A 21,995-nucleotide genomic window follows, 5' to 3' on the forward strand; every position below is an offset into this window, starting at 1 on the left:
CATGACACATTGGAGCATAAAATATAAATGTATTTTACAGATAATCATTATCTCAGTTATACTTTACAGTTGTGATGTAACGAAACCGTATGTGAATAAGCAGACAGTTCCTGATAATCTTTACGGAAATACAGTGAAGGATACTACGACGATTGCCACACTTTCCTGGAAGGAAATTTTTAAAGATCCTTTATTACAAAAGCTTATTGGTGAAGGAATTGAGAATAATTTAGATTTGAAGACAGCAGTCGCTAACCTTAAAGCTGCTGAGGCCAACTTTATCCAAAGTAAACAGGCTTTCCTACCATCTTTGTCCGGTAATGCCTCAGCGGGAGCTTATCATCCTGCCAATTCACAGTCTACGAATACACAAGTGTATCAGTTGTATGCGCTATCATCATGGCAGGCGGATATTTGGGGTAAATTAAGGAGTACCAAACGATCGATGTATGCCAGCTATCTTGCCAGTGAAGCTTATACGAAAGCTGTGCAAACACAACTTGTTGCCAATATAGCAATCACATATTACCAACTCTTAGCATATGATGAACAATTGAATATTGTCCAGCAGTCTTTAGAGGTGTATTCTAAAGATACAGAAACCATGAAGGTTTTGAAAAACAGTGATGTGGTTACAGGGGCTGCTGTTGTACAAAGTGCAGCTAATTACTATGCAGTAAAATCTACTGTACCTGATATAAAAAACAATATCCGTCAGGCAGAAAATACAATGTCACTATTATTAGGCAGAACACCAGGACCTATTGAACGGGATTCTCTTTTTAATGAACAGGCATATAGTGAATTGTCAACTGGGTTACCTGCCCAATTATTGGCAAACCGCCCTGATGTAAAACAGGCCGAATTACAGCTTCGAAGTTATTTCGAACAGGTGAATATTGCACAAACCGCTTTTTATCCATCATTAACCATAACAGGCCAGGCAGGATTATATGCTACACAACTGAAAACCTTTTTCAGTGCAGGTGCTTTTCTTGCTAATATAGTAGGAGGCTTGACACAGCCGATTTTTAATAATGGACTTAATAGACAGAAGTTAAAAATTGCACAGGCCAATTATGAAGCCGCAGAGTATAATTACAACAAAATATTGCTTACAGCAGGACAGGAAGTTTCCAATGCACTTTATCAATATCAGATGGTGGATGAAAAGACGTCTTCCAGACAAGAACAGATTGCCAACCTTGAAAAAGCAGTTCATTTTACTAAGGAATTATTAAAGTATACCAGTGCGACCAATTATACCGATGTTCTTACATCAGAACAAAGTCTTTTAAGTGCAAGACAAAGTGCTGTGACAGATAAGCTGCAGCAACTTCAGGCGGTAGTAAATCTTTATGCTGCTTTGGGTGGAGGATGGAAGTAGATTAATGATTTTTGAGTGATTATTTATATTGCCTAATTTGCTTCTTGTTAATTACTAATTTATTTTTATGAAAAATGTATTACTTCTCATTTTGCTGCTAGCTCAAACTGCTGTGTATTCGCAAAAGAAAATAGCAAAAGACAATTTTAATATCATCGTACGGGAAGAAATAGGGGATTTAAATAATGATGGTCGTAAGGATAAGCTCATTCTTAGTATGGATACCGTCAACACAACAGTACCATTTAGACTACAAATATTCCTTTCTCAATCGGATCGAACACTCAAACTACATATTTCATCAACCGATATTGTCGAAGCTCAATATCCTGTTGAATTAAAAGGAAAACATTCAGAAAATCAAATTCCCACTTTTACGATTGAAAACGGAAAATTATATATCATATCCGATATAAAAGATGGACATGCAGAATATACATTCCAGTATAAAAATGGGAATTTTGAGTTGATTCATGTTTCAAAAGGTATCTGGTATGGAAAGAATACAACAACAGAAACAGAGTTTGATGCATTGACCGGTATAAAAACTGAGATCGTTAAAGCATTAGGTTCAGAGAAAATTATCAGGGAGACTAAAACAACAATTAAATTAAAATCTCCTTTAAGGTTACAAGACCTCAAAACATTAGAGAGTAAATACTGATTGATAAAACTTATGCTTGATTATTGTAAGCTTTAATCAATGTGATTCAGAATAAATTTCACCCTGTTCTCAACAGTATCTAAAGGGACCTCTATAGCCTTATAGCCATAAGTGGAATAGGTAGCTTTCATAGCGTCATAGGTGTCAACCGCTTCTTCCCATGTTTGTTTTCTTTCATTATCCGTTTCATAAATTTTTGCCCAGGGAGGAAGAATGAAAACTTTGGGATTGTAACGGTAAGTATCAACAATATTTTTCATATCAGCCGAAATTTTCAAAGCAATCATATCAGCATAGCAAAATGCATCTACAATCCCACGGTCAAAGAAGACAATATTTTTTTGATCATTTGAAATGGCTTTAAAACTATTGACAGATGCATTGATCATAAGGTGGGTGTAAAGTTCTTTATCCTTCCACGGGAGTCCTTCACCTTGGTTGTGCATCTGGTCTTTGATGATCTGTCTTGCATCCTCCTCTATAGTACGATATCCTTCTTTTTCAAGCTGCTTAAGTAATGTGGTCTTTCCGACACCAGGCCCTCCTGTGATCACATAAAAATTGTTGTTCAGATACTTCATTGATTAAAATTCTTCTTAAGCTGTTTCCTGACTTTTATATTTATTTCTATAATCTATTGGAGTTAATCCTGTAATTCTTTTAAATACAGTCCTAAAGGTTTTAAGATCATTATAACCAATACTGTAGGTAACATCAGCAATATTGTTGTCTCCGGTTTCCAATGCTTTTTTAGCCGCTTCTACTTTTACACGTTGAATATATTCTATGGGATTTAAAGAGGTTGCATTCTTAAACCGACGGATAAAATTCCTTCTGCTCATATTGACTTCACTGGCGATTTGTTCTACTGAAATTTCTGTTGTAAACTCTCTTTCTATATAGCTTTGAGCTTTATGGATATCATGATCATCATGTCGGCGCTGACCGGAAAAGATGGTAAATATACTTTGCGAGGTGCGTCCATAATCCAATGCATAATACTTACTCAGTGATACTGATATTTCTTTACCGCAATTTTTTTCTATAAAATAAAGTATCGCATTTAATGATGAAAATCCACCACCTCCGGTAATAATTGCTTTTGAATGGGTAACCACATGCTCAGGCTTAAAATCGATCAGGGGATATCTTTGTTGAAGATCCTCAATAGCGTTCCAATGAGAAGTAGCTGGCATATTGTTCAGAAGGCCGCTTTCCGCTAAAAAGTAAGCCCCCGTACAAAGACTGATAATTTCAGATTTCTGCTCATACTTTTCCTTGACCCAATCAATCAGTTTTGAGTTCTTCAGTATCATGGTATTAATATCTGGTCCATCTTTCATTGGGGGAATGATAACGACGTCGGTATCAAATTGATCTGATAACGTTTTGCTACAGCTAAATTGAATAAGCGGATTAGCTTGTATATCTTTTAGGTGAACACCTACCAATTCGATATGAAAGGGAAGTGGTATTCCATTCATTAAAGCCGCTTCATTAGCACTGGTGAGTAATGCAGTTGTAGTGGAAATTGCGGTATGCATCGCATCTTCATACACTATTATTGAAATATGTTTCATAGGTAGATATGCTTATGTACTCAAAAATACAAAAAAATGGCACAAAATACACTGCTTGTTGTCATTTAACCGTGGCGGGCTTGTTTTCTAAACCCTATAATTTTACATAAAAATCAGTTATGAAAACAATATTTGAAAATACAACCAGACAAGAATTAATCGAAAGAATAAATTCCCTTACAGAAAACAATAAAGCTGAATGGGGAAAAATGAATATCTACCAGATGACCAAACACTGTACGATATGGAATGATTGGGTTCAGGGTATCAATAAAGAAGGATATAAACAGGAGTTTATGGGGAAAATATTTGGGAAAATGGCATTAAGGAGTTTGGTGAAAGGTGATAAACCAATGCAAAAGAATATCCCTGCAGGAAATTTCGCTATCAAAGAAACTGAGGATAACCTTGAGCAGCAGAAAAATATATGGATGAAACAGATTGCAGCGTACGGAAATTACTCAAACCCGGACTTTATTCATAATTTTTTCGGAAAAATGAAAAGGGATGATCTTGGGGTTTTTGTTTATAAACATATGGATCACCATTTGCGCCAGTTTGATGCCTGATTTCATGCGTTTGAAGCTAAACCATTATTTCTTCTTATATTGGTGTTTTAGTAAAAATACCAGTACCATGAAATATATATCCTATATTTTTTTTTCATTTTTAATGATTGCCTGTAATGGACAGGAAAAAATTGATCTATCCAAACTCAATTTAAATGAACCCATTGAAAAGGTAATTGATTTTAAAGATAAAAATGCGCTTGAAGTAAACACAGTTGAATATCCATTTTGTTTCTTTATCGAGCGTGAAGATTCAGAGAAATTCACTTTTGATGGGATTGATCTGAAAGGACAAAAAGTATTTTTCCAAATTAATTCTGAGCGGTTAAAGACGGATAGCATTACTAAGTTTGGAGGTGGACATTTTAATATGCAGGGGTTTAAAGACAAAACGGAACTTTCTAAAATTTTAAAAGACTATAAGGCCGATCCCGTGATATATGGATTCCGGATAGAAATGAAAACTCCGAATCTTAAGAAAGAAATCCTTAAAAAACTTGAAAGTAAATATGGTAAAGGTGTTAAAAATCCAAATACAGATCATGGGCTCTACTGGAATGTAAAAAAGGAAAATAAATATATTTTCTATGCTCCGGATTATGACAGGCTCATTGTTTTGAACAGTAGCAATTTATCGAAAAAATGTTATTGGGATAGCATGAACGGTCTTATAGATTTTGGTGGTTGCAATAATGAAGAATATACTAAGGATTTAACAAAGAATAGAACCGATCCAAAAGATATTAAAAACAAGCCTGTCCTAAAAATTGATAAGAACTGGAATATTAATGATCTTACCCTTGGCTCTGCAACTGAGGCTGATTTCGTTACATCTTCTATCAACAAAAAATTTGAAAGACTGATTACAAATGGCCCAAAAGGAGAGTTACAGGAAGTGATGCAGCAAAATACCTACAACAATTTTTATTTCTATTTTATACCTGGCAAAAATGGAGAGAATGATCCTAAAAATAATATATTAAAAGGATATTCTATTAATGATTTTGAAGCCGTAGATGTTGCATTTGCAAATGGATTAAAAAAGGGAATGAAAGGAGAAGATGTATTAAAGATCATAGATAAAAATGATATCGTTGGTGATGTTGGATTAAAATATTCCAACTATTTAGAAATTAAGAATCCTACGTATAAAATCAATTTAATTTTCGATGATAATAAATTGTTTTCGAGCATGTATGTTCTTAAAAAAGAATAATTTTTAAATAAATAAAAGGCTTCGATATTCGAAGCCTTTTTTCTATTCCAGGATCGGTTCAGGTGATTTTAACAAGGTTCTGTAGGAAAAGATTAAGATCTTCATCTTTATCAAGACCTAATTTCTGCTTAACCCTATATCGACTCATTCTCACACTTTTAGGTTCTATATGCATCAATTGAGAGATTTGGCGGGTATCCATTTTAAGATAAAGATAGGCGCAGAGTTTCATATCCAGAAGTGTTAGCTTTTTATGAGCCTTCTCATTGATGAGGTTGAAAAAATCAGGGTGGACTTGCTGTATCTGTAATTTTGCCCCTTCAAAGTCGTTATCAAGAACCATTTCTTCTTTCATGATCTTCTGCATATTTAAGGAACTGTCATCTGCCAGTTTATCTTTTATACTATGCAACATTCGGTTTTTGTGTTCCAGCTGGAGAACATTTGCCATTGCCTCTTTTTGCAATTGCTGTTGTTGGGTTTCAAGTAATTGTTGTTCTGCCTTTAATCTGGCCTGCTCTTCTTTTTCCAATTTGATCTGCATTTCAGATTCCTGTTTTTCTAATTGAAGCTGTTTCTCGCGTTGTAAAGAAAGACGGAGTTTGAAATGATAGGAACGGAACATGAAAAGGAGACCGACTACACATGCGATTACAATACAGATGTATAAATAGTTTTGTGTTTTACGGCTTTCTTCTCTTTCTTTTAGAATTTTTACTTCATTATTCTTTTTTTCTGTTTCAAATTGTATTTCCAGCTTCTGGGCATTCAAAGCTTGTTGTTGATTAAAATTCTTGTTACTGTATTCAGTTACTTCTGACTGAAAATCCAGAGCTTTTTCAAAATTGCCCTGTTTCCTATAAAAATTGGTTAAAGATTGAGTAATATTGATGAGTGTATAATAGTATGGAGCCTTATCTTGCTTCATAAGGTTGTAAGCTTCCAGCAAATACTTTTCTGTTTGAGAAAGATTACCATCTCTTTTAGCATATTCACTTAGTATTCCTAAACTAGTGGCTTTAACTTCTGAAGCATTAGGATTATCTTTTAATACATTTCCTGCTGTCTGAGCATAATAGATAGCATTTTTCTCTGCACTTTTATCATTAACAGGAAAATAGGTGAGATACACATTAGCAATGTTGACGCATGTAATAGCATACGTATAATTGGATACTCTTGTCGGATATTTTAGATGAAGGGCTTCTGATTTTTTCAAATAAAATAAGACACTATCCAATTCCTTTTTTTCCTTAGAAGACTTGTAATTATATTCGTGGGCGACCGATAATGCGGCATAAGCATTACTCAGTAAATTGTAACTTTTTGTTTTTTCTGCATTTTGAACTGCTTTATGAGCATAATTGTTGACCTGCTTTACATTATCCCATGTTGAATAAGCAGCATAAAGCTGATAATAAAAACAAGCGGAAATATAAGGATCAGGTGATTTCTCCAACTCTTTTAATCCCAGTTGACAAAATTTAATTTTCTTTTCAGGATCATCCAACGTTTTATATAAAAATACTTTTGCATAATATCCCGATGCCATTGCGACAGGATCTTTAGATTTCTGGGCAATTATTAATGCCGAATCGCTTAATTTCTTTAAAGAGGCTATTTGCTGATCATTAGCTTTTATAACCGTGAGAAGGGTATATGCTTTTGTTGCTTCAAGGTAATTTTTATGCTTTAAGGCTATACGGGCACTTTGCCTCACTTTACTTTCTGCAGCCGGGTAATTTCTGTTTATTCTGTAGATATCTGCAAGTTGATTTAATAGAAAAGGTTTATCCTTTTCCTGCAGTGCAGGATTATTAATTGCGGATTGCAAACTGTCGGCATATGTACTTTGTGAAAAAACACTAAAGCTTATCCCTAAACAGGCACATAAAAATATTTTGTAGAATGCGGATTTCATATACTTAAAATTAAGATAATTTGTTAAATCAGCGAATAAAAGTTTGTAATTATCAAATGTTATATTCAGTTGTAATGCTTTGAAAATCAATTTTATTTACGGGCTGTAGTCATATTGTAGACGTCCTGTTAAGAGCAGTAGATGCTTTGTAGGGGAGTAAAGTTTGGAAATATATGCCTATTGAATGAAACTTTGTGACAGCAATATTGCTGCATCATTTAATAACAAAATTATGAACAACAAAACCTTATCTATTGTTTCCTACATTACGCCTCTTGGCTGGATTATCGCCTATGTTTTAGGAAAAGACAATGCAGATTCTCTGCTTAAATACCATTTAAGACAATCACTGGGACTAATGATTATTAGTGTTCTTTTTAATATTCTGATGAGAATTTTGGTTTCTATATCACCTGCACTAGGCTTTTTAGGAATTGTCGGACTTCTCATTACGATATTTTGGATATTAGGAATTATTAATGCTGCTAATGGTGCTGAAAAACCTGTTCCATTATTCGGTAAAATGTTTGAAGATAAATTTGCTTTTATAGGTTAACAGCTGGTTAGAAGAAGTAAGATGAACGATTATAAATATTTTACACAGGAGGGGAGCAGGTTTCTTATAAAAACGAATAGATCAACTGCTGTTTTACGAACGATCGTGTGCCTGGCAATAGCAGTTGTTGTATATTGTATTATTCCTCCTGAGAGAAAGATAGGATTATGGGGTGCTTTACTATTTTTTGTTTTTGCCATTGTTAATCTGTTAAAAACGACCAAGAGATTAATTATTGATACACAGGCTAAAACGGTGATACATAAAAATAATATGCTGAGCGGAGAGGTCGTTTACAGATTTGAAGATTTTGAACAGTTTTATGTACTTACGGGAAAATATCTTTTTATAACAATGGATAGTACTGCCTTCTTTATATTCGATCATAATGGTAAGGAAAAAAGAGTTCCTATTGTGGTAGGGTTATTCGGGTCAAAAGTGGCTCAAAATGCAATCAATGAAGTCAGCGAGATTATGAATATTGAAGATAAATAATTGAACTACAGCTAAAATGGAGAAATATCAATTGGAAATAACATCTACAGAATTGAGCATAAAGCCATATTTTGGATACCTGCCTAAAATAAGAATATTTACTCTTCTGTCTTTTGTTATATTTTGTTTTGTTCCCCTTATGAGTCAACTGAATTATAATATAAAATACATTCTATATGGTCTTGGCGGTATTATGCTTTTTTATGCAACTTATGATTTTCTTTTCCGGGCTAGTGTAAAATTTTTATTCGATAAAAAAACGAATAGCATATACAAGATCTATGTATTATCCATAAGGAAAAGGTTAATGGCATTGGATGAAATGACCATCATTAATACGGCAGAGTATGGTGAAATGGCGTATGCTATTGGAAAAAAGAAGAAACAATTTTTAAGGAATTATCCAATCAGTGATACCTTTTCCGGAAGTAAGAAAAGTACAATAAGAGAAACAGAGTATGTGGAACAAATATTAAGCCCCATTCTTAAGTTTGTTGATAGCAGGTAACTTCAGGACAGAACACTATTCATCACCAAATAATTAAAAATATGAAAAAAGGCGTTGCCCTATTTTGGATGCTTTATATGTTGTTTTTTGCAATTCCATTTCCTATGATTTTGTATTACAACACCAAAAGTGATGATCCTCCATCATTAGCAGGAACAAACCCCTGGCTTGCTTTAGGGATTTTAACACTGTCTGTGATTTTGTGGAGCATTGTTCTGATTGGTTATTTTCGCAAATGGGTCTTATCTAATTTTACGGCCAAAAAGAATATTGAATACTTAAATAAAAATGGAGTACGCAGAAAAGCGGAAATAACTGAAGCTGTAAAAGTATCAAAAGATGGAAGCAAATATAATTCCTATGAATTAAAGCTTTTGTTTAAAAACTTAGTAGATACCGAAATACTTCAAAAAGCACATGTAAATGATTCAAAGCCCCAACAACGCCGATTTGAAGCAGGCAAAAAAATAGATATTCTTATTGATGAAGAGATGAAGAGGGTACCTTATTTTATTTTTGCAGGAACCGAAGCAAAAATCAATATTCTTGTTATCTTTCTTATCTGTCTGGGTTGGTTGACACTTGTTGCTCTCGTTTCAGGTTATTATATGTATGCTTATCTTACAGAGAGTATGGGAACAGGGTGGCGTTTTATAGTCTTTTGGCACCCCTTGATTCTTTGCCCTGTCATACTTTTATCATATAGAATAGGGTTATCTTTTATTTTTAAGGTATTTGCGGGTAGCAAAAAAGGGGAAGCAGAACTCATCAAGTTTAAAGGGATAAAGACTACAGCAAAGCTACTCAGCGCCAGCCAAACCGGAACCTATATTAATGAACAGCCTATGATTCTGTTTAAAATGGAGTATGTTGATTACCAGAATCGTACAAGAAGATCCGAGCTAAAGAGAATTGTAAACCTTCTTGATCTTAATATGGTAAGACAAGAGACCGTAGAAATTTTTTATCTAAAAGAAAACCCTGACCGGATTGCACTTGCATCAGATATGGATGAAATAAGCTAAACACTATGAAAAAAACAATTATAATAATCAGTGGTATGCTTTTGATAAGTTGTGAGCAAATTTCTAAAAGTATAAAAGATACACTTAAGCCTGCTACGCAAGATAGTGCAGCCCATGTGGAAAAGGAAGAAGAGCCTCCTAAAAGTCCATTTGATCCGGCTGTAGAGCGACAGATCGACGAAGCACAGCGTTTGGTCAATACTATAATGGAAAAGAATCATCCAACCCATGTTCGACACCCGAAAGAAGGTAAAAACACTAATTTTCTAACCAATGAACAAAAATTAAATAAAGCTGAGGAAGCATTAAGAAAGCTTCCTCAGTACATGGGGAAAGAGATTTTTATTTATTCGACAATCAGTTTTTATGATGATGGCAGGATTCATGTTATGCTTCAGCATCCTCAAAATCCTGAATACGTTGATAGTTATGATTATAGAGATGGCAATTGGTCTGAGCCTACACCGGAACAATTATCTGTAAAAGATGATATTAAAACCAGATTGGTCTCTTTAAACAAGATACCTTTTAGCAATATAGCAAGGGCTGGGAAAATCTATGACGAAGAGGTGTCAAAAACAGAAGGAGCAGAACCCATTACAAATATCTACCTTTCTGTCTGGAAAAATACCTTAAGATGGTATCCATCCAGTATCAGTGGAAGCAGGGAACGTTATTCAATTGAATTGAATGAAAATGGTACATTAAAGAAGTTTGAAAGAGAATAAAAAAGCTGTCTAAATAAAAGAATCCGCTCTTTAGAAGCGGATTCAGTAGATAAATACATCTCATTTTTTTAATTAGACAACAATAAAAAAGCACAGCCGACAATGCTGTGCTTAAATTTTTATAAATTTAATTGCAATTTCAAATCTGAAAAAAGCAAAAATTGATTTCATTTCAGTTGTAATACATAGTAAATGTAGGAATATTTTTAATACAAAACATGAATTAAATGTTAAAATTCACAAGTTATCCACAAAAAAATGTGGATAACTCTGTGTTCCAATTTTTTACATGTATTTATTTATACAATTGTTTAATATATTTTAATTATTTCAGGGAATAAAAGAAAGTTCTGATCTCATTTACAAACGCCTGAGGTACTTCCAATGCTGCAAAGTGCCCTCCTTCATCTAATTTCTTAAATGATACCACATTTACGAAGCGCTCTGCCCACTCACGGGGAAATTGAGCTTCACGGGGAAGTACTACAATTCCTGCAGGAACATTGCTTTTTTGTAAAGGCTCAGATCCTCCCCATTGTGCAATAGCATCAGCTTTATACATTCTCATAGATGATCCGACTGTTTGAGTCACCCAATAGATCATGATATTGGTTAAAAGCTCGTTTTTTCCACCAAATGCTGTTTCAATTAGTTCGGGTGGAGCTCCAGCGTTCCCAAAGCTAATAATCCAAGAAGCCAGACCAATGGGAGAGTCATTAAGCGCATAGGCTAATGATTGAGGTTTGGTAGAATGTACCATTGCATAGGCGCCTTCAGTATACCACCATTGCTGAACAAATTGGGCAAATTGGGTCTCTTCCTCAGTCATTGTACTCGGATCTTCTTGTCCCATCGGGTAACCGATGTCTGTGAAATGGACAGCTTCTATAATGTCCGGATATTTTGAAGCTAATGCTTTTGTAACTCCCATTCCAACATCACCACCTGCTGCACAAAACTTCTTATATCCAAGAGTTTCAGTCATTAGCTTTATCCATAGATCTGCAACACCTTCACTGCTTACAGCAACTTTGTCAGAAAATCCAAACCCTGGAATTGAAGGGATAATTAAGTCAAAACTTTGTTCACCTTCTGTAAGGGAGGGGATGATCTTATGAAAGCGATAATAACTGTCTGGCCAACCGTGAGTCAATAACAAAGGTATAGGGTTATTACCTTTCCCTTTTATGTATTGGAAGTGAATTTGGATCCCATCTATTTCAGTGATGTATTGAGGATACTGATTCAGTAGCTCTTCATTTTTTCTCCAATCATATTCATTCACCTAATATTCGCCGAATTCCTTCAGGTATTTTTCACTTGTACCAAAGTGCCAGTCGGAGCCATCTGCTTCTCCCGGCCAGCGGGTATTTTTAATTCTGTTTTTCAGGTCACTGAGAACAGTTTCTGAAATGTTTACGGTAAATGGTTTCATATTATTTGAATTTGGTTTTATACATTGGTTTCGGTAAAGGATATGTCTTATTTTTTGGCTAAAATTAATTTAAGATATTGCTTCCCAGATGGTAACAAATATAATTTAATTCCTAAATCATTGAATAAAATTATAATATTTTAAGATTTAAATTTAATTTATCTGTAATTTTTAAATTAAATAATTACATTTACACCATCAAAATCTCTTTGTAAATATTACCATTTATTCCAGTGCATTTCTATGCCTGGATATCTAAAGGTTCAAAATTTCTGAACCCTATCATCTGTATTTTAAATTTAAAGACGAATTCGTTATTCAGTATTCTGATTTTTAACGAATTGATTAACAATAAAGAGAATAATATGAAATCATATACTATTGCCGTAATTGGCGGAACCGGAAAATCCGGAAAATATCTTGTACAAAACCTTTTGGAAAAGGGGTACAATATTAAATTACTACTAAGAACTCCTGAAAATTTTAAGCTTGATGATCCCCTAATAGAAATAGTGAAGGGAGATGCAAGGAACTATGATTCAATCAATACCTTACTTAATAATTGTGATGTTGTTATAAGTACATTAGGTCAGCCGGTAGGAGAGGAATCTATATTCAGTGAAGCTACCAGGAATATTACCAGATCAATGATCTCACATGGAATTAAAAGATATATTGTAATCGCAGGATTGAATGTAGATACACCTTTTGACCAGAAAAGTATCAAAGTAAAACAGGCAACTGACTGGATGTATCAAAACTATCCTAAAACAACAAAAGATCGGCAGGAAGAATATGAAATTCTTACGCAAACAGGTCTGGATTGGACTTTGGTAAGACTGCCACTAATCATCCAAACTTCTGAAAGATTTGCCACGGAGGCCAACCTTGAAGATTGTAAAGGAGAGGGGATAAGCGCAACCGACTTAGCTGAATTTTTAATTTCACAAATAGAGAATGCAAGTTATACTAGGCAAAGCCCCTTTTTATACAATTTACCTTAATTAATAGTCCGATTGTTATAAAAAAATAGAGAGTCAATCTGACTCTCTATTTGTATCTAGTTCTCTAGCTTTTCTTTAATATATTTTGCTGTATGAGATGTCTTGTTTTTTGCCAATTCTTCAGGTGTTCCTGCGAAAACGACTTCGCCACCATATTTTCCTGCTTCAGGACCGATGTCAATAATATGGTCTGCAGATTTAATAATATCCGGCTGATGCTCGATAACAATAACAGAATGTCCGAGATCGATCAGAGCCTGAAGGGATTTCAGTAATTTCTGAATATCATGGAAATGAAGGCCTGTAGAAGGCTCATCAAAAATAAACAAGGTCTTATCTGTTGTTACTCCTTTTACTAAGAATGAGGCCAGCTTCACACGCTGAGCTTCACCTCCTGAAAGAGTGGAAGAGCTTTGTCCAAGTTGAAGATATCCCAAGCCTACTTCCTGTAACGGTTTTAATTTTGTTACAATCTTTTCTTCATGATTCTCTTTGAAGAACTCCAAAGCTTCATCTACCGTCATGTGAAGGATATCAGAAATATTTTTCTCGTCAAATTTTACTTCGAGGATTTCATTCTTGAAACGTGTTCCTTTACAGGTTTCACATTCCAGTTCAATATCTGCCATAAACTGCATGGAAACATTGATCACACCTTCTCCTTTACATTCATCACATCTTCCACCATCCACGTTGAAAGAGAAATGTTTTGGCTTATAACCCATCATTTTGGACATCTTTTGCTTAGCAAAAAGATCTCTGATATCATCATAGGCTTTAAGGTAAGTAACCGGATTAGAACGGGAAGATTTTCCAATAGGATTCTGATCAATCAGTTCAATATTTTTAATGAGTTTCTTAGGGAATTCTACAGAGTCATAATCTCCTTTTTTTCCACCCATTCCTAATTGTATCTGAATATCATTTGTCAGGATCTCTTTCATTAAAGTAGATTTTCCACTTCCTGAGACTCCCGAAATAACCACAAGGCTTTCCAAAGGAACATCAACATCAATATTTTTAAGATTGTTCTGTCTGGCTCCTTTAATATGGATCCATTCCTTCGCTTTTCTTCTCTTCTCAGGAACTTTGATTTCTAATCTTCCTGTTAAATATTGAGAGGTAAGTGTGTCTGCATTTTTCAGCTCTTTGTAATCTCCTGCAAAAACCAACTCCCCACCAAGATAGCCTGCTTCAGGACCAATATCAATAATATAGTCGGCCGCTCTCATTACATCTTCATCATGCTCAACCACAATAACCGTATTGCCCAGATCACGAAGATTTTTCAAAACTCCGATTAAGTTTTCCGTATCTCTCGAGTGCAATCCTATGGAAGGCTCATCGAGAATATAAATAGAACCCACTAATGAGCTCCCTAAACTGGTAGCAAGGTTGATCCTTTGACTTTCTCCTCCGGAAAGGGTATTGGAGGTTCTGTTGATTGTTAGATAACCTAATCCCACTTTTAATAAGAATTCCAATCTTGTGGTAATCTCATAAAGAAGTCGTTTAGCAACCTCCTGATCGTGTTCTGAAAGTTTTAGATTATTAATTAAAGGGAAAAGTTCATCCAATGGTAACTCAATGGTAGATTGAATATTGTGTCCATCAATTTTCACCCAACTTGTTTCTTCACGAAGCCTTAGTCCCTCGCAAGTCGGACAAAGTGTTTTACCGCGATAACGTGAAAGCATTACACGATACTGAATTTTATATAGATTCTCTTCAAGCATCTTGAAGAAATTATTAATGGATGGGAAGCTGCTGCTGCCATCTCCTTTCCATAAATAATTTTTCTGCTCTTTTGTTAATTGATGATAAGGTTTATGAATAGGAAATTCACCTGCTTTTTTTATAAAAGCTTTTTTCCATTCACTCATCGTTTCTCCTCTCCATGAAACAACAGCATCCTCATACACGGAAAGTGTTTTGTTTGGGATGACAAGATCTTCATCTATTCCGATCACTTTTCCATATCCCTCACATGTAGGGCATGCACCATAAGGGTTATTAAAACTAAAGAAATGAACATTCGGTTCAAGAAATTCTATCCCGTCTAATTCAAATTTGTTAGAAAACTCCTTTACTTTTCCTGTTTCTATATTTTTAAGAGAACAATATCCTCGACCTTCATAAAAAGCCATCTGGATAGAGTCTGCTAATCTCTGGAGAAAACTTTCGTCTTCTTCATAGGCAAAACGGTCTATAACCAGATTGATTACCATTCCTTTTTCGGGCGTGAAACCAAAGCTTTCTAAGTCTTCAATTCCCGCTACATTTTCATTGATCTCCAGCCTGGTAAAACCTGCCAGTTTTAAAATATTGAGGGTTTCTGTAAAGTTTGTAATGTCATATTCCAATGGAGCTGTTAAAAGAAAAGAAGCGTCTTTCTTTGAAGATTTGATAAAATCAACAACATCAGTAACTGAATCTTTTTTTACTTCCTCCCCGGAAACTGGAGAATAGGTTTTCCCGATTCTTGCAAATAAAAGCTTCAAATAATCATAGATCTCCGTGGAAGTCCCTACCGTAGAACGGGGATTAGAAGAAATTACTTTTTGCTGAATGGCTATTGAAGGAGCTAAGCCTTTAATATCATCCACTTTCGGTTTTTCCAGTTTACCTAAAAACTGTCGTGCATATGAACTTAAACTCTCAACATATCTTCTCTGTCCCTCTGCATAAATGGTGTCAAAAGCTAAAGAAGATTTTCCACTTCCGGATACTCCTGTAATGACAATCAGTTTATTTTTAGGAATTAATACATCGATGTGCTTCAGGTTGTTAAGATGGGCATTTTTAACAAATACCTGTTTTTTTATATCTATTTCTGTAATTGATGCCATAGTAAAATTAAGACCAACAAAAATACGAATTTTTGCCGGATTTATTAATTATAATTGTTTCCTTTACCATTCAAAAAATCTATTAAACAGACTGTTAATATTTTTGTCATAAAACGTGAATAAAAGGAGTTTCTAAAACTTAAAAAATACTTTATTAGCTTAACAGAAGAAATAAATTGATTCTTTCAATAATCTTAAGGGGCTGATATTTTTTAGACTGAATTATTAAACACACTTTTTTTAATAACTTTTGTTTTTATCACTAATAAAGGGATGTAATCAGGTTGGAAAATTAAACAATTTTAATATAAATCTATCCTTTGATTGATAGGTTTTTATCTTTGAAAAAAAAATTATGATTTTTTAAGTTTTTTTATGTTAACCTATTGTTTCGTGTTTTAAAATTATTTAAAATTGTACTCATAAATATGTAATAAAGCGATGGTTAAATTATTCAGAGACCTTGTTACACATTTAATGAGAAAAAGATAATTCCCCCACACAAGGCGCAGTTTATACTGCGTCTTTTTTTATGTTATTATTTTAAGGGGAGATAAATAGAATTATCGATCGGGAATATTATGATAATAATCATTTGTGAGTATTGTCGAAGTCATCTAATTTTGGAAATCTTAAAAAAATCTTAAAAATTAAGGATATGATGAAAAAGCTGGGAGTCATTTTTTTTCTTGGGGGTATTGTAGTAGCACAGGGCCAGGAAAAATCTACAGATATTGAAACGATAGAAGTTCAGGGTAAATTTATCGCGACTCCATATAAAAATGCGAATCAGAATATCACTATAATTTCGAAAGAGGAAATACATAATTCTCCGGCCAAAAGCATTGATGAGATTCTACAGCAGGTTCCGGGAATGGATATCAGAAGGAGAGGAGCTAATGGTGTACAGAGTGATATTGCTTTTCGCGGAAGTTCATTTGAGCAGGTTCTTTTGTTATTGAATGGAATCCGGATGAATGATTCACAAACCGGGCATAATTCCATGAATATTCCTGTGAATCTTGAAGATGTAGAAAGAATAGAAATTGTAAAAGGTCCTGCAGCGAGAAGATTTGGACAAAATGCTTATGCGGGTGTTATTAATATCATTACGAAAACAACTCCAGGCAAAAGGGTAAAAATAAGTGCAGAAGGAGGGGATTATGAAACATATGGTTTTGGACTCAATGCACAATTGGGAACTGAAAAGTTCTCCAATACCTTACAAGCTAATTCTACTACTTCTCAGGGATATATGCACAACACAGATTATGAAATAAGAAATGTGTTTTACCAGAATAGATTGGCTATTAAAAATGGTGATTTAAGACTGCAGGCTGGTTTTTCAGAGAAGAAATTCGGAGCAAATGGGTTTTACTCTTCTCCACAAGCTACAGAACAATATGAAGAGATGCAGGCTTCAATTGTAAGTTTAGCTCATCAGCAAACCTTTGGAAAGTTAAAACTTAATTCTAATGTGTACTGGAGAAGAGGTCAGGATATGTATGTATTTAATAGACAAAATCCTGGCATCTACAGAAATATGCACATTGGAAATAATGTGGGAGGTGAAGTTAATTCAAGCTATTCATGGGGATTAGGAACAACAGGAGTTGGGGTAGAGCTAAGAAAAGAACTTCTGGCGAGTAATAATTTAGGAAATAGAAATCGCTTTGTATCACAAGTTTTTTTTGAACACCATTTTTCATTATTGGATAAAAAGCTGAATATTACTCCAGGAATTTCCTGGGCTAATTATTCTAAGGAAGGAAATTTCTTTTATCCTGGTTTAGATGTGGGATATAACCTCGATTCAAATAATAAGGTCTATGGAAATATTGCAAGAGTTCACAGAGTTCCAACGTTCACTGATCTTTATTATAAAAGCCCAACAGAACAGGGAAACCCTGATTTACTTCCTGAAAATGCCGTTTCTACAGAAATAGGATATCAATATCAAAATAAAGGGTTGCTTGCTAAGGTAAGTGGGTTTATGAGGAATTCTAATAACTCTATTGATTGGGTAAAGAAAACATTGGAAGATAAAGTTTGGTATGCTCAGAATGTCGGAAAAATAGATACAAAAGGTATTGAAGCAGAACTTGATCACAGGTTATTTAACTGGTTGAAATACTCTGTTGGGTATACCTATATTGATACGAAATCCAAACAGTTAAATGATGTAGTTTCAAGGTTTGTTTTAGATAATTTAAAACACCAGTTTATAGCAAAATTAGAGACGCGTTTCTTGCAGAATTTTACTAATGAACTGGTATATCGTTATAATGACAGAGTGAATCTTGGAAGTTATAATTTATTAGACGAGAAAATTAGTTTTGCTAAAAATGATTTTTCCGTTTATGTTTTAATCAACAATATTACGAATACGAAATATACTGAAACATTTGGCGTTCAGATGCCTAACAGATGGTTTCATATAGGATTCACTTACAATATTAATATTAAGTAAACTTAATATTAAGGGGTGGTTAATTAATTTTACTTTTGCAGAAATTTTTTAGATGAAACTTTTTTTAGGTTTAAGCTTATTTTGTAGTATTATATTTATAAAAGCACAAGAGCATATTTCAAGCTTTAATGCCGTAACCCTCACCTATAAATTTCATCCAAAATTTTTCCTTTATGCGGAAGGACAGCTCCGCGGTAATGAAGATTATACCTATCCTGATTATTATGAGATAAAAGGGGGAGTAGGATATAATTTAACAAAGAATCATAAACCATTTATCGGTCTTGGGAGATATGTGAATTATAAATCTAAAAGCTTAAGCAGAGAAGAATTCAGGGTATGGCTTCAGGATGTTATTGACATCAAGAAAGGTATTGTAAAGTTTGAAAATCGTTTCCGCGCAGAAAAGAGCTGGTTCTATGAACCTAAAACGGACAATACATCACAGAGAATGCGTTATCGTTATCGTTTGAATGTGAGTGTACCTTTGAATGCTAAAACTATTGAGAAAGGAACTGTATTCGCAAATGCTTATGATGAAATGTTTCTAGTAAGTCCAATGAAGCCTACTTTTGCAAGAAACAGGGTTTATGGTGGATTTGGTTACCAAATAGACGAATATTTCGGTGTCCTGTGTGGTTACCTTTGGCAAAGAGAATTTGAAGCTGCGGGAAATAAAAATCTACACTTTATTTATCTGGCATTAAACATCAATATCGATGGCACAGATCATCATACAAAAACATTCGATTTCCCGGGAGCGGATTAATATTTCTCAATCAGGTAATGATATGCTTTAAGGTATTTGTTAAATCTTTTTATGTCTTTCGGTGTCAGTTCTCTGTTTACACGGCGTAAATCCATATTATCACGGAGATCATTTAATTTTACGGCAACAGCAAGCGGAGATCTTTCCGTTCTTTTGATGAAATCATCATATTCTTCTTCGGGATCAAATTTCGTCAGACAGCTGATTGCAAATAATACATACTCCGGAAAACCTTCATTCCTAAGATAATCAAGACTAAATTCTGAAGGATGATCTTCTACCACATCATGTAAGGCACCTACAATTTTTTCATCCATTGTTTTACCATATTCCATTACACGCATTACATGGGCAATGTATGGAGCATGGTATTTATCGGTCTGGCCTTTATGTGCTTTATCAGCAATCTTTATAGCTCTATGTAAAAGTTCTTCTTTAGTCATTTTTTTAAGAAAAGATTCAGTGCAAAAATAGAAAATGCCTTAAATAAATAAGACATTTCCCTTAATTATTTTGGATTATTTTATCCATTCGTTTCATCTTCAATAGATGCTATCGGTGCATTGTTTTTTACTGATTCTATTCCGTTTTCCATTCCGTTTTCAGATTCATACATCTGGCTGGTTCCGATGATCTGACCGTTTCCTGCTTTTAGGTTGAAATAAGACTTTTCATTCGTTGAAGTTTTTCTTTCGAATTTCGAATCGTCTTTAGAGTTTATTCTTACAGATTCAATACCGTTTTCACATCCGGATTTTGAGTTGTATCCTTGGCTTGTCAAGATAACCTGACCATTTCCTGCCTTAAGATTAAACTGATAATCTCCGTTTGTTCTTTTAGAAATAACAAATTTTCCCATAGTTTGAATGTTTTATGATTTTGTTTATGTTTTTTAAATTTAAAAAAAAATTGCAAAATAAAAAAGCGCTTCAGACCTGAAGCGCTTTAAACATCAAAATTATTTTAGAAATACTAATAACTTCCTTTATCAATGTAATGAGCAGCAACTTTTTCAGTTAATGCTACTACATTAGGATGATTAGTGTATTTTGTGAATCTTCTTAATCCTGAAAGCATCATTCTTTGTTCATCTCCCTCAGCAAAAGAAACGATTCCTTCTTTAGCTGCTACAATGATTTTTTCAACTGCTTTATAAAGATTAAGCTGAGCCATAGCTGCTTCTACTGAATCAGGAGCAAAATGCTTTTCAGTTCTTAATATAGTAGATTCAGCCATATAGATCTGATTAAGGATCTCAGAAGCGTTTAACAACAAATGTTGTTGCTTTTCAATATCCATCATATACTTTTGAAGAGCAGCACCAGAAACCATTAAAAATACCTTTTTAAGGTTAGCTATAATTGCTTTTTCTTCACTCATGAATTCAGAATAATCAGGAACATCAAATGAAGGGATACCCATCAATTCTTTGCTGATTGCCATTGCCGGAGATAATAGATCTAATTCTCCTTTCATAGCTCTCTTGATTAACATTCCTACTGCCAACAATCTGTTGATTTCGTTTGTTCCTTCATAAATTCTTGAAATTCTTGAATCTCTCCAAGCTGCTTCCATTGGTGTTTCCTCAGAGAATCCCATACCACCGTAAACCTGAATTCCTTCATCAGCTGTGTGTTGAGCCAAATCTGAAACGAAAACTTTAAGGATTGAGCATTCTACTGCAAATTCTTCAACACCTTTTAATTCTGCTGCCTGATGATCCAATCCTCCTGCAACTAATTCATCAATTTTATCCTGGATATCTTTAGCAGCTCTGTAAGAACCAGATTCGCTTACGAATACTCCTGTTGCCATTTCAGCAAGTTTCTTTCTGATCGCTCCAAAAGTAGAAATAGAAACTCCAAATTGCTTTCTCTCATTAGCATATTGAAGAGAATGGTTGGTAATTCTTCTCTGAGCATCCAGACACGCTGCAGCCAATTTAATACGCCCAACATTTAAAGCGTTTAATGCGATCTTAAATCCATTGTTTCTTTCTCCTAAAAGATTTTCAACAGGAATTTTCATATCATTGAAGAAAACCTGACGGGTAGAAGAGGCACGGATACCTAATTTATGTTCTTCTTCTCCGAAAGTTAAGCTTTCAGGGTTTTCAAGTTCAGAACGATTGATTACGAAACCTGTAATGTTCTTATCATCATCAATTTTTGCAAATAATGTGAATGTATCTGCAAAACCTGCATTAGATATCCACATTTTCTGTCCATTGATGATATAATGTTTTCCATCTTCAGACAGCTTAGCTCTTGTCTTTCCTGAGTTAGCATCAGAACCGGCATCAGGTTCTGTTAAGCAATAAGCACCAAATTTAGTACCTGTTGCTAGATCCGGAAGATATTTTTTCTTTTGCTCTTCAGTTCCATAAAGAACGATTGGCAATGTTCCAATTCCGGTATGTGCTCCATATGCTGTAGCCAACGAACCTGTTACTCCTGAAATATAATCACAAGCCAACATAGTTGTTACAAAGCCCATTCCTAAACCACCGTACTCTTCAGGCACAGCAATTCCCAACATTCCCATATCTCCAAGCTTACGCATAGTCTCTTCTGTAAATGCATAATCTTTCTTTTCAAAACGTTCTTTTTGTGGAACAACTTCTCTGTCTATAAATTCTTTTGCAGAATCACGAAGCATTTTTTGCTCCTCATTCAGTTCTTCTAAAGAGAAAATCTCATTAGCAGGAATTTCTTTAATTAAAAACTCACCACCTTTTCGTGTTTTATTAAGTGTATCACTCATTGTTTTTTATGTTTTTTAGATTGATTATTTGTATTAAAGTATTCATGTAAAATGTA

General features: G+C 34.3%; 19 protein-coding genes and 1 pseudogene. 12 read left to right on the top strand and 8 right to left on the bottom strand.

The genetic code is table 11. The features are described 5' to 3' along the window. Position 1: 1 nt before the first annotated feature. Entirely contained in the window at positions 2-1,387 is a 1,386-nt protein-coding gene (locus tag JHL15_RS11665) for a TolC family protein (protein WP_200245906.1), read from the top strand. A 67-nt stretch (positions 1,388-1,454) separates the two neighbouring features. Continuing rightward, complete coding sequence (locus tag JHL15_RS11670; protein ID WP_200245907.1) at positions 1,455-2,051, top strand: hypothetical protein; 597 nt, start codon at positions 1,455-1,457, stop codon at positions 2,049-2,051. A 32-nt stretch (positions 2,052-2,083) separates the two neighbouring features. On the opposite strand, the gene JHL15_RS11675 is transcribed toward JHL15_RS11670, so the two are convergent. After that, positions 2,084-2,632 (bottom strand): AAA family ATPase, encoded by a 549-nt coding sequence (locus JHL15_RS11675; RefSeq protein ID WP_200245909.1) that lies wholly within the window; start codon positions 2,630-2,632, stop codon positions 2,084-2,086. Between the two features lie 15 nt (positions 2,633-2,647). Beyond that, positions 2,648-3,631 (bottom strand): GlxA family transcriptional regulator, encoded by a 984-nt coding sequence (locus JHL15_RS11680; RefSeq protein WP_200245911.1) that lies wholly within the window; start codon positions 3,629-3,631, stop codon positions 2,648-2,650. A 119-nt stretch (positions 3,632-3,750) separates the two neighbouring features. Between JHL15_RS11680 and JHL15_RS11685 the strand changes: the two genes are divergently transcribed. Both JHL15_RS11685 and JHL15_RS11690 read left to right on the top strand, forming a co-directional pair. Next, positions 3,751-4,200, top strand: a complete 450-nt coding sequence (locus tag JHL15_RS11685) for a DUF1569 domain-containing protein (protein WP_200245913.1) — start codon at positions 3,751-3,753, stop codon at positions 4,198-4,200. 67 nt (positions 4,201-4,267) lie between these two features. Further along, on the top strand, positions 4,268-5,416 hold the full coding sequence (locus JHL15_RS11690) for a hypothetical protein (RefSeq protein ID WP_200245914.1): 1,149 nt from the start codon (positions 4,268-4,270) through the stop codon (positions 5,414-5,416). Between the two features lie 58 nt (positions 5,417-5,474). Here the strand turns inward: JHL15_RS11690 and JHL15_RS11695 are convergent, their stop codons facing one another. Next, complete coding sequence (locus JHL15_RS11695; protein WP_200245915.1) at positions 5,475-7,337, bottom strand: helix-turn-helix transcriptional regulator; 1,863 nt, start codon at positions 7,335-7,337, stop codon at positions 5,475-5,477. 232 nt (positions 7,338-7,569) lie between these two features. Here JHL15_RS11695 and JHL15_RS11700 point away from each other — a divergent pair, with 232 nt between their 5' ends. The 5 genes from JHL15_RS11700 to JHL15_RS11720 are packed head-to-tail and all read left to right on the top strand — an operon-like array spanning position 7,570 to position 10,649. Then, positions 7,570-7,893, top strand: coding sequence for a DUF4870 domain-containing protein (locus JHL15_RS11700; protein ID WP_200245916.1), 324 nt, complete (start codon positions 7,570-7,572; stop codon positions 7,891-7,893). Between the two features lie 21 nt (positions 7,894-7,914). After that, positions 7,915-8,388: a hypothetical protein gene (locus JHL15_RS11705; RefSeq protein ID WP_200245917.1), complete on the top strand. Its 474-nt coding sequence runs from the start codon at positions 7,915-7,917 to the stop codon at positions 8,386-8,388. Positions 8,389-8,404: 16 nt separating this feature from the next. Then, the gene (locus JHL15_RS11710) at positions 8,405-8,896 is read left to right on the top strand and encodes a hypothetical protein (protein WP_200245918.1); all 492 of its coding nucleotides are present in this window, start codon (positions 8,405-8,407) and stop codon (positions 8,894-8,896) included. 41 nt (positions 8,897-8,937) lie between these two features. Next, positions 8,938-9,921 (top strand): hypothetical protein, encoded by a 984-nt coding sequence (locus tag JHL15_RS11715; RefSeq protein ID WP_200245919.1) that lies wholly within the window; start codon positions 8,938-8,940, stop codon positions 9,919-9,921. 5 nt (positions 9,922-9,926) lie between these two features. Further along, positions 9,927-10,649: a hypothetical protein gene (locus tag JHL15_RS11720; RefSeq protein ID WP_200245920.1), complete on the top strand. Its 723-nt coding sequence runs from the start codon at positions 9,927-9,929 to the stop codon at positions 10,647-10,649. A gap of 325 nt (positions 10,650-10,974) precedes the next feature. Here JHL15_RS11720 and JHL15_RS11725 read toward each other — a convergent pair. Continuing rightward, positions 10,975-12,084 (bottom strand): annotated as a pseudogene (locus JHL15_RS11725) (epoxide hydrolase family protein). A gap of 233 nt (positions 12,085-12,317) precedes the next feature. Here JHL15_RS11725 and JHL15_RS11730 point away from each other — a divergent pair. Then, a complete protein-coding gene (locus JHL15_RS11730) occupies positions 12,318-13,088 on the top strand; it encodes an NAD(P)-dependent oxidoreductase (protein WP_317193033.1) in 771 nt (256 codons plus the stop codon). Positions 13,089-13,144: 56 nt separating this feature from the next. On the opposite strand, the gene uvrA is transcribed toward JHL15_RS11730, so the two are convergent. Further along, positions 13,145-15,937, bottom strand: coding sequence for an excinuclease ABC subunit UvrA (gene uvrA / locus JHL15_RS11735; RefSeq protein WP_200245922.1), 2,793 nt, complete (start codon positions 15,935-15,937; stop codon positions 13,145-13,147). 658 nt (positions 15,938-16,595) lie between these two features. Here uvrA and JHL15_RS11740 point away from each other — a divergent pair. Both JHL15_RS11740 and JHL15_RS11745 read left to right on the top strand, forming a co-directional pair. Further along, positions 16,596-18,407: a TonB-dependent receptor plug domain-containing protein gene (locus JHL15_RS11740; protein WP_200245923.1), complete on the top strand. Its 1,812-nt coding sequence runs from the start codon at positions 16,596-16,598 to the stop codon at positions 18,405-18,407. Positions 18,408-18,459: 52 nt separating this feature from the next. Continuing rightward, positions 18,460-19,176: a DUF2490 domain-containing protein gene (locus tag JHL15_RS11745; protein ID WP_200245924.1), complete on the top strand. Its 717-nt coding sequence runs from the start codon at positions 18,460-18,462 to the stop codon at positions 19,174-19,176. Here the strand turns inward: JHL15_RS11745 and JHL15_RS11750 are convergent. The 3 genes from JHL15_RS11750 to JHL15_RS11760 form a co-directional block, all read right to left on the bottom strand. Next, complete coding sequence (locus tag JHL15_RS11750) at positions 19,173-19,619, bottom strand: phosphohydrolase (protein WP_200245925.1); 447 nt, start codon at positions 19,617-19,619, stop codon at positions 19,173-19,175. The two genes, JHL15_RS11745 and JHL15_RS11750, sit on opposite strands and share 4 nt — an antisense overlap. 80 nt (positions 19,620-19,699) lie before the next feature. Further along, positions 19,700-20,035 carry a YegP family protein gene (locus tag JHL15_RS11755; protein WP_200245926.1) on the bottom strand — a complete coding sequence of 112 codons (336 nt, stop codon included), beginning with the start codon at positions 20,033-20,035 and terminating at the stop codon, positions 19,700-19,702. 113 nt (positions 20,036-20,148) lie between these two features. Beyond that, positions 20,149-21,939: an acyl-CoA dehydrogenase family protein gene (locus tag JHL15_RS11760; protein ID WP_200245927.1), complete on the bottom strand. Its 1,791-nt coding sequence runs from the start codon at positions 21,937-21,939 to the stop codon at positions 20,149-20,151. Positions 21,940-21,995: the final 56 nt, after the last annotated feature.

This window comes from Chryseobacterium paridis, assembly GCF_016595215.1.
Lineage (GTDB): Bacteria > Bacteroidota > Bacteroidia > Flavobacteriales > Weeksellaceae > Chryseobacterium > Chryseobacterium paridis.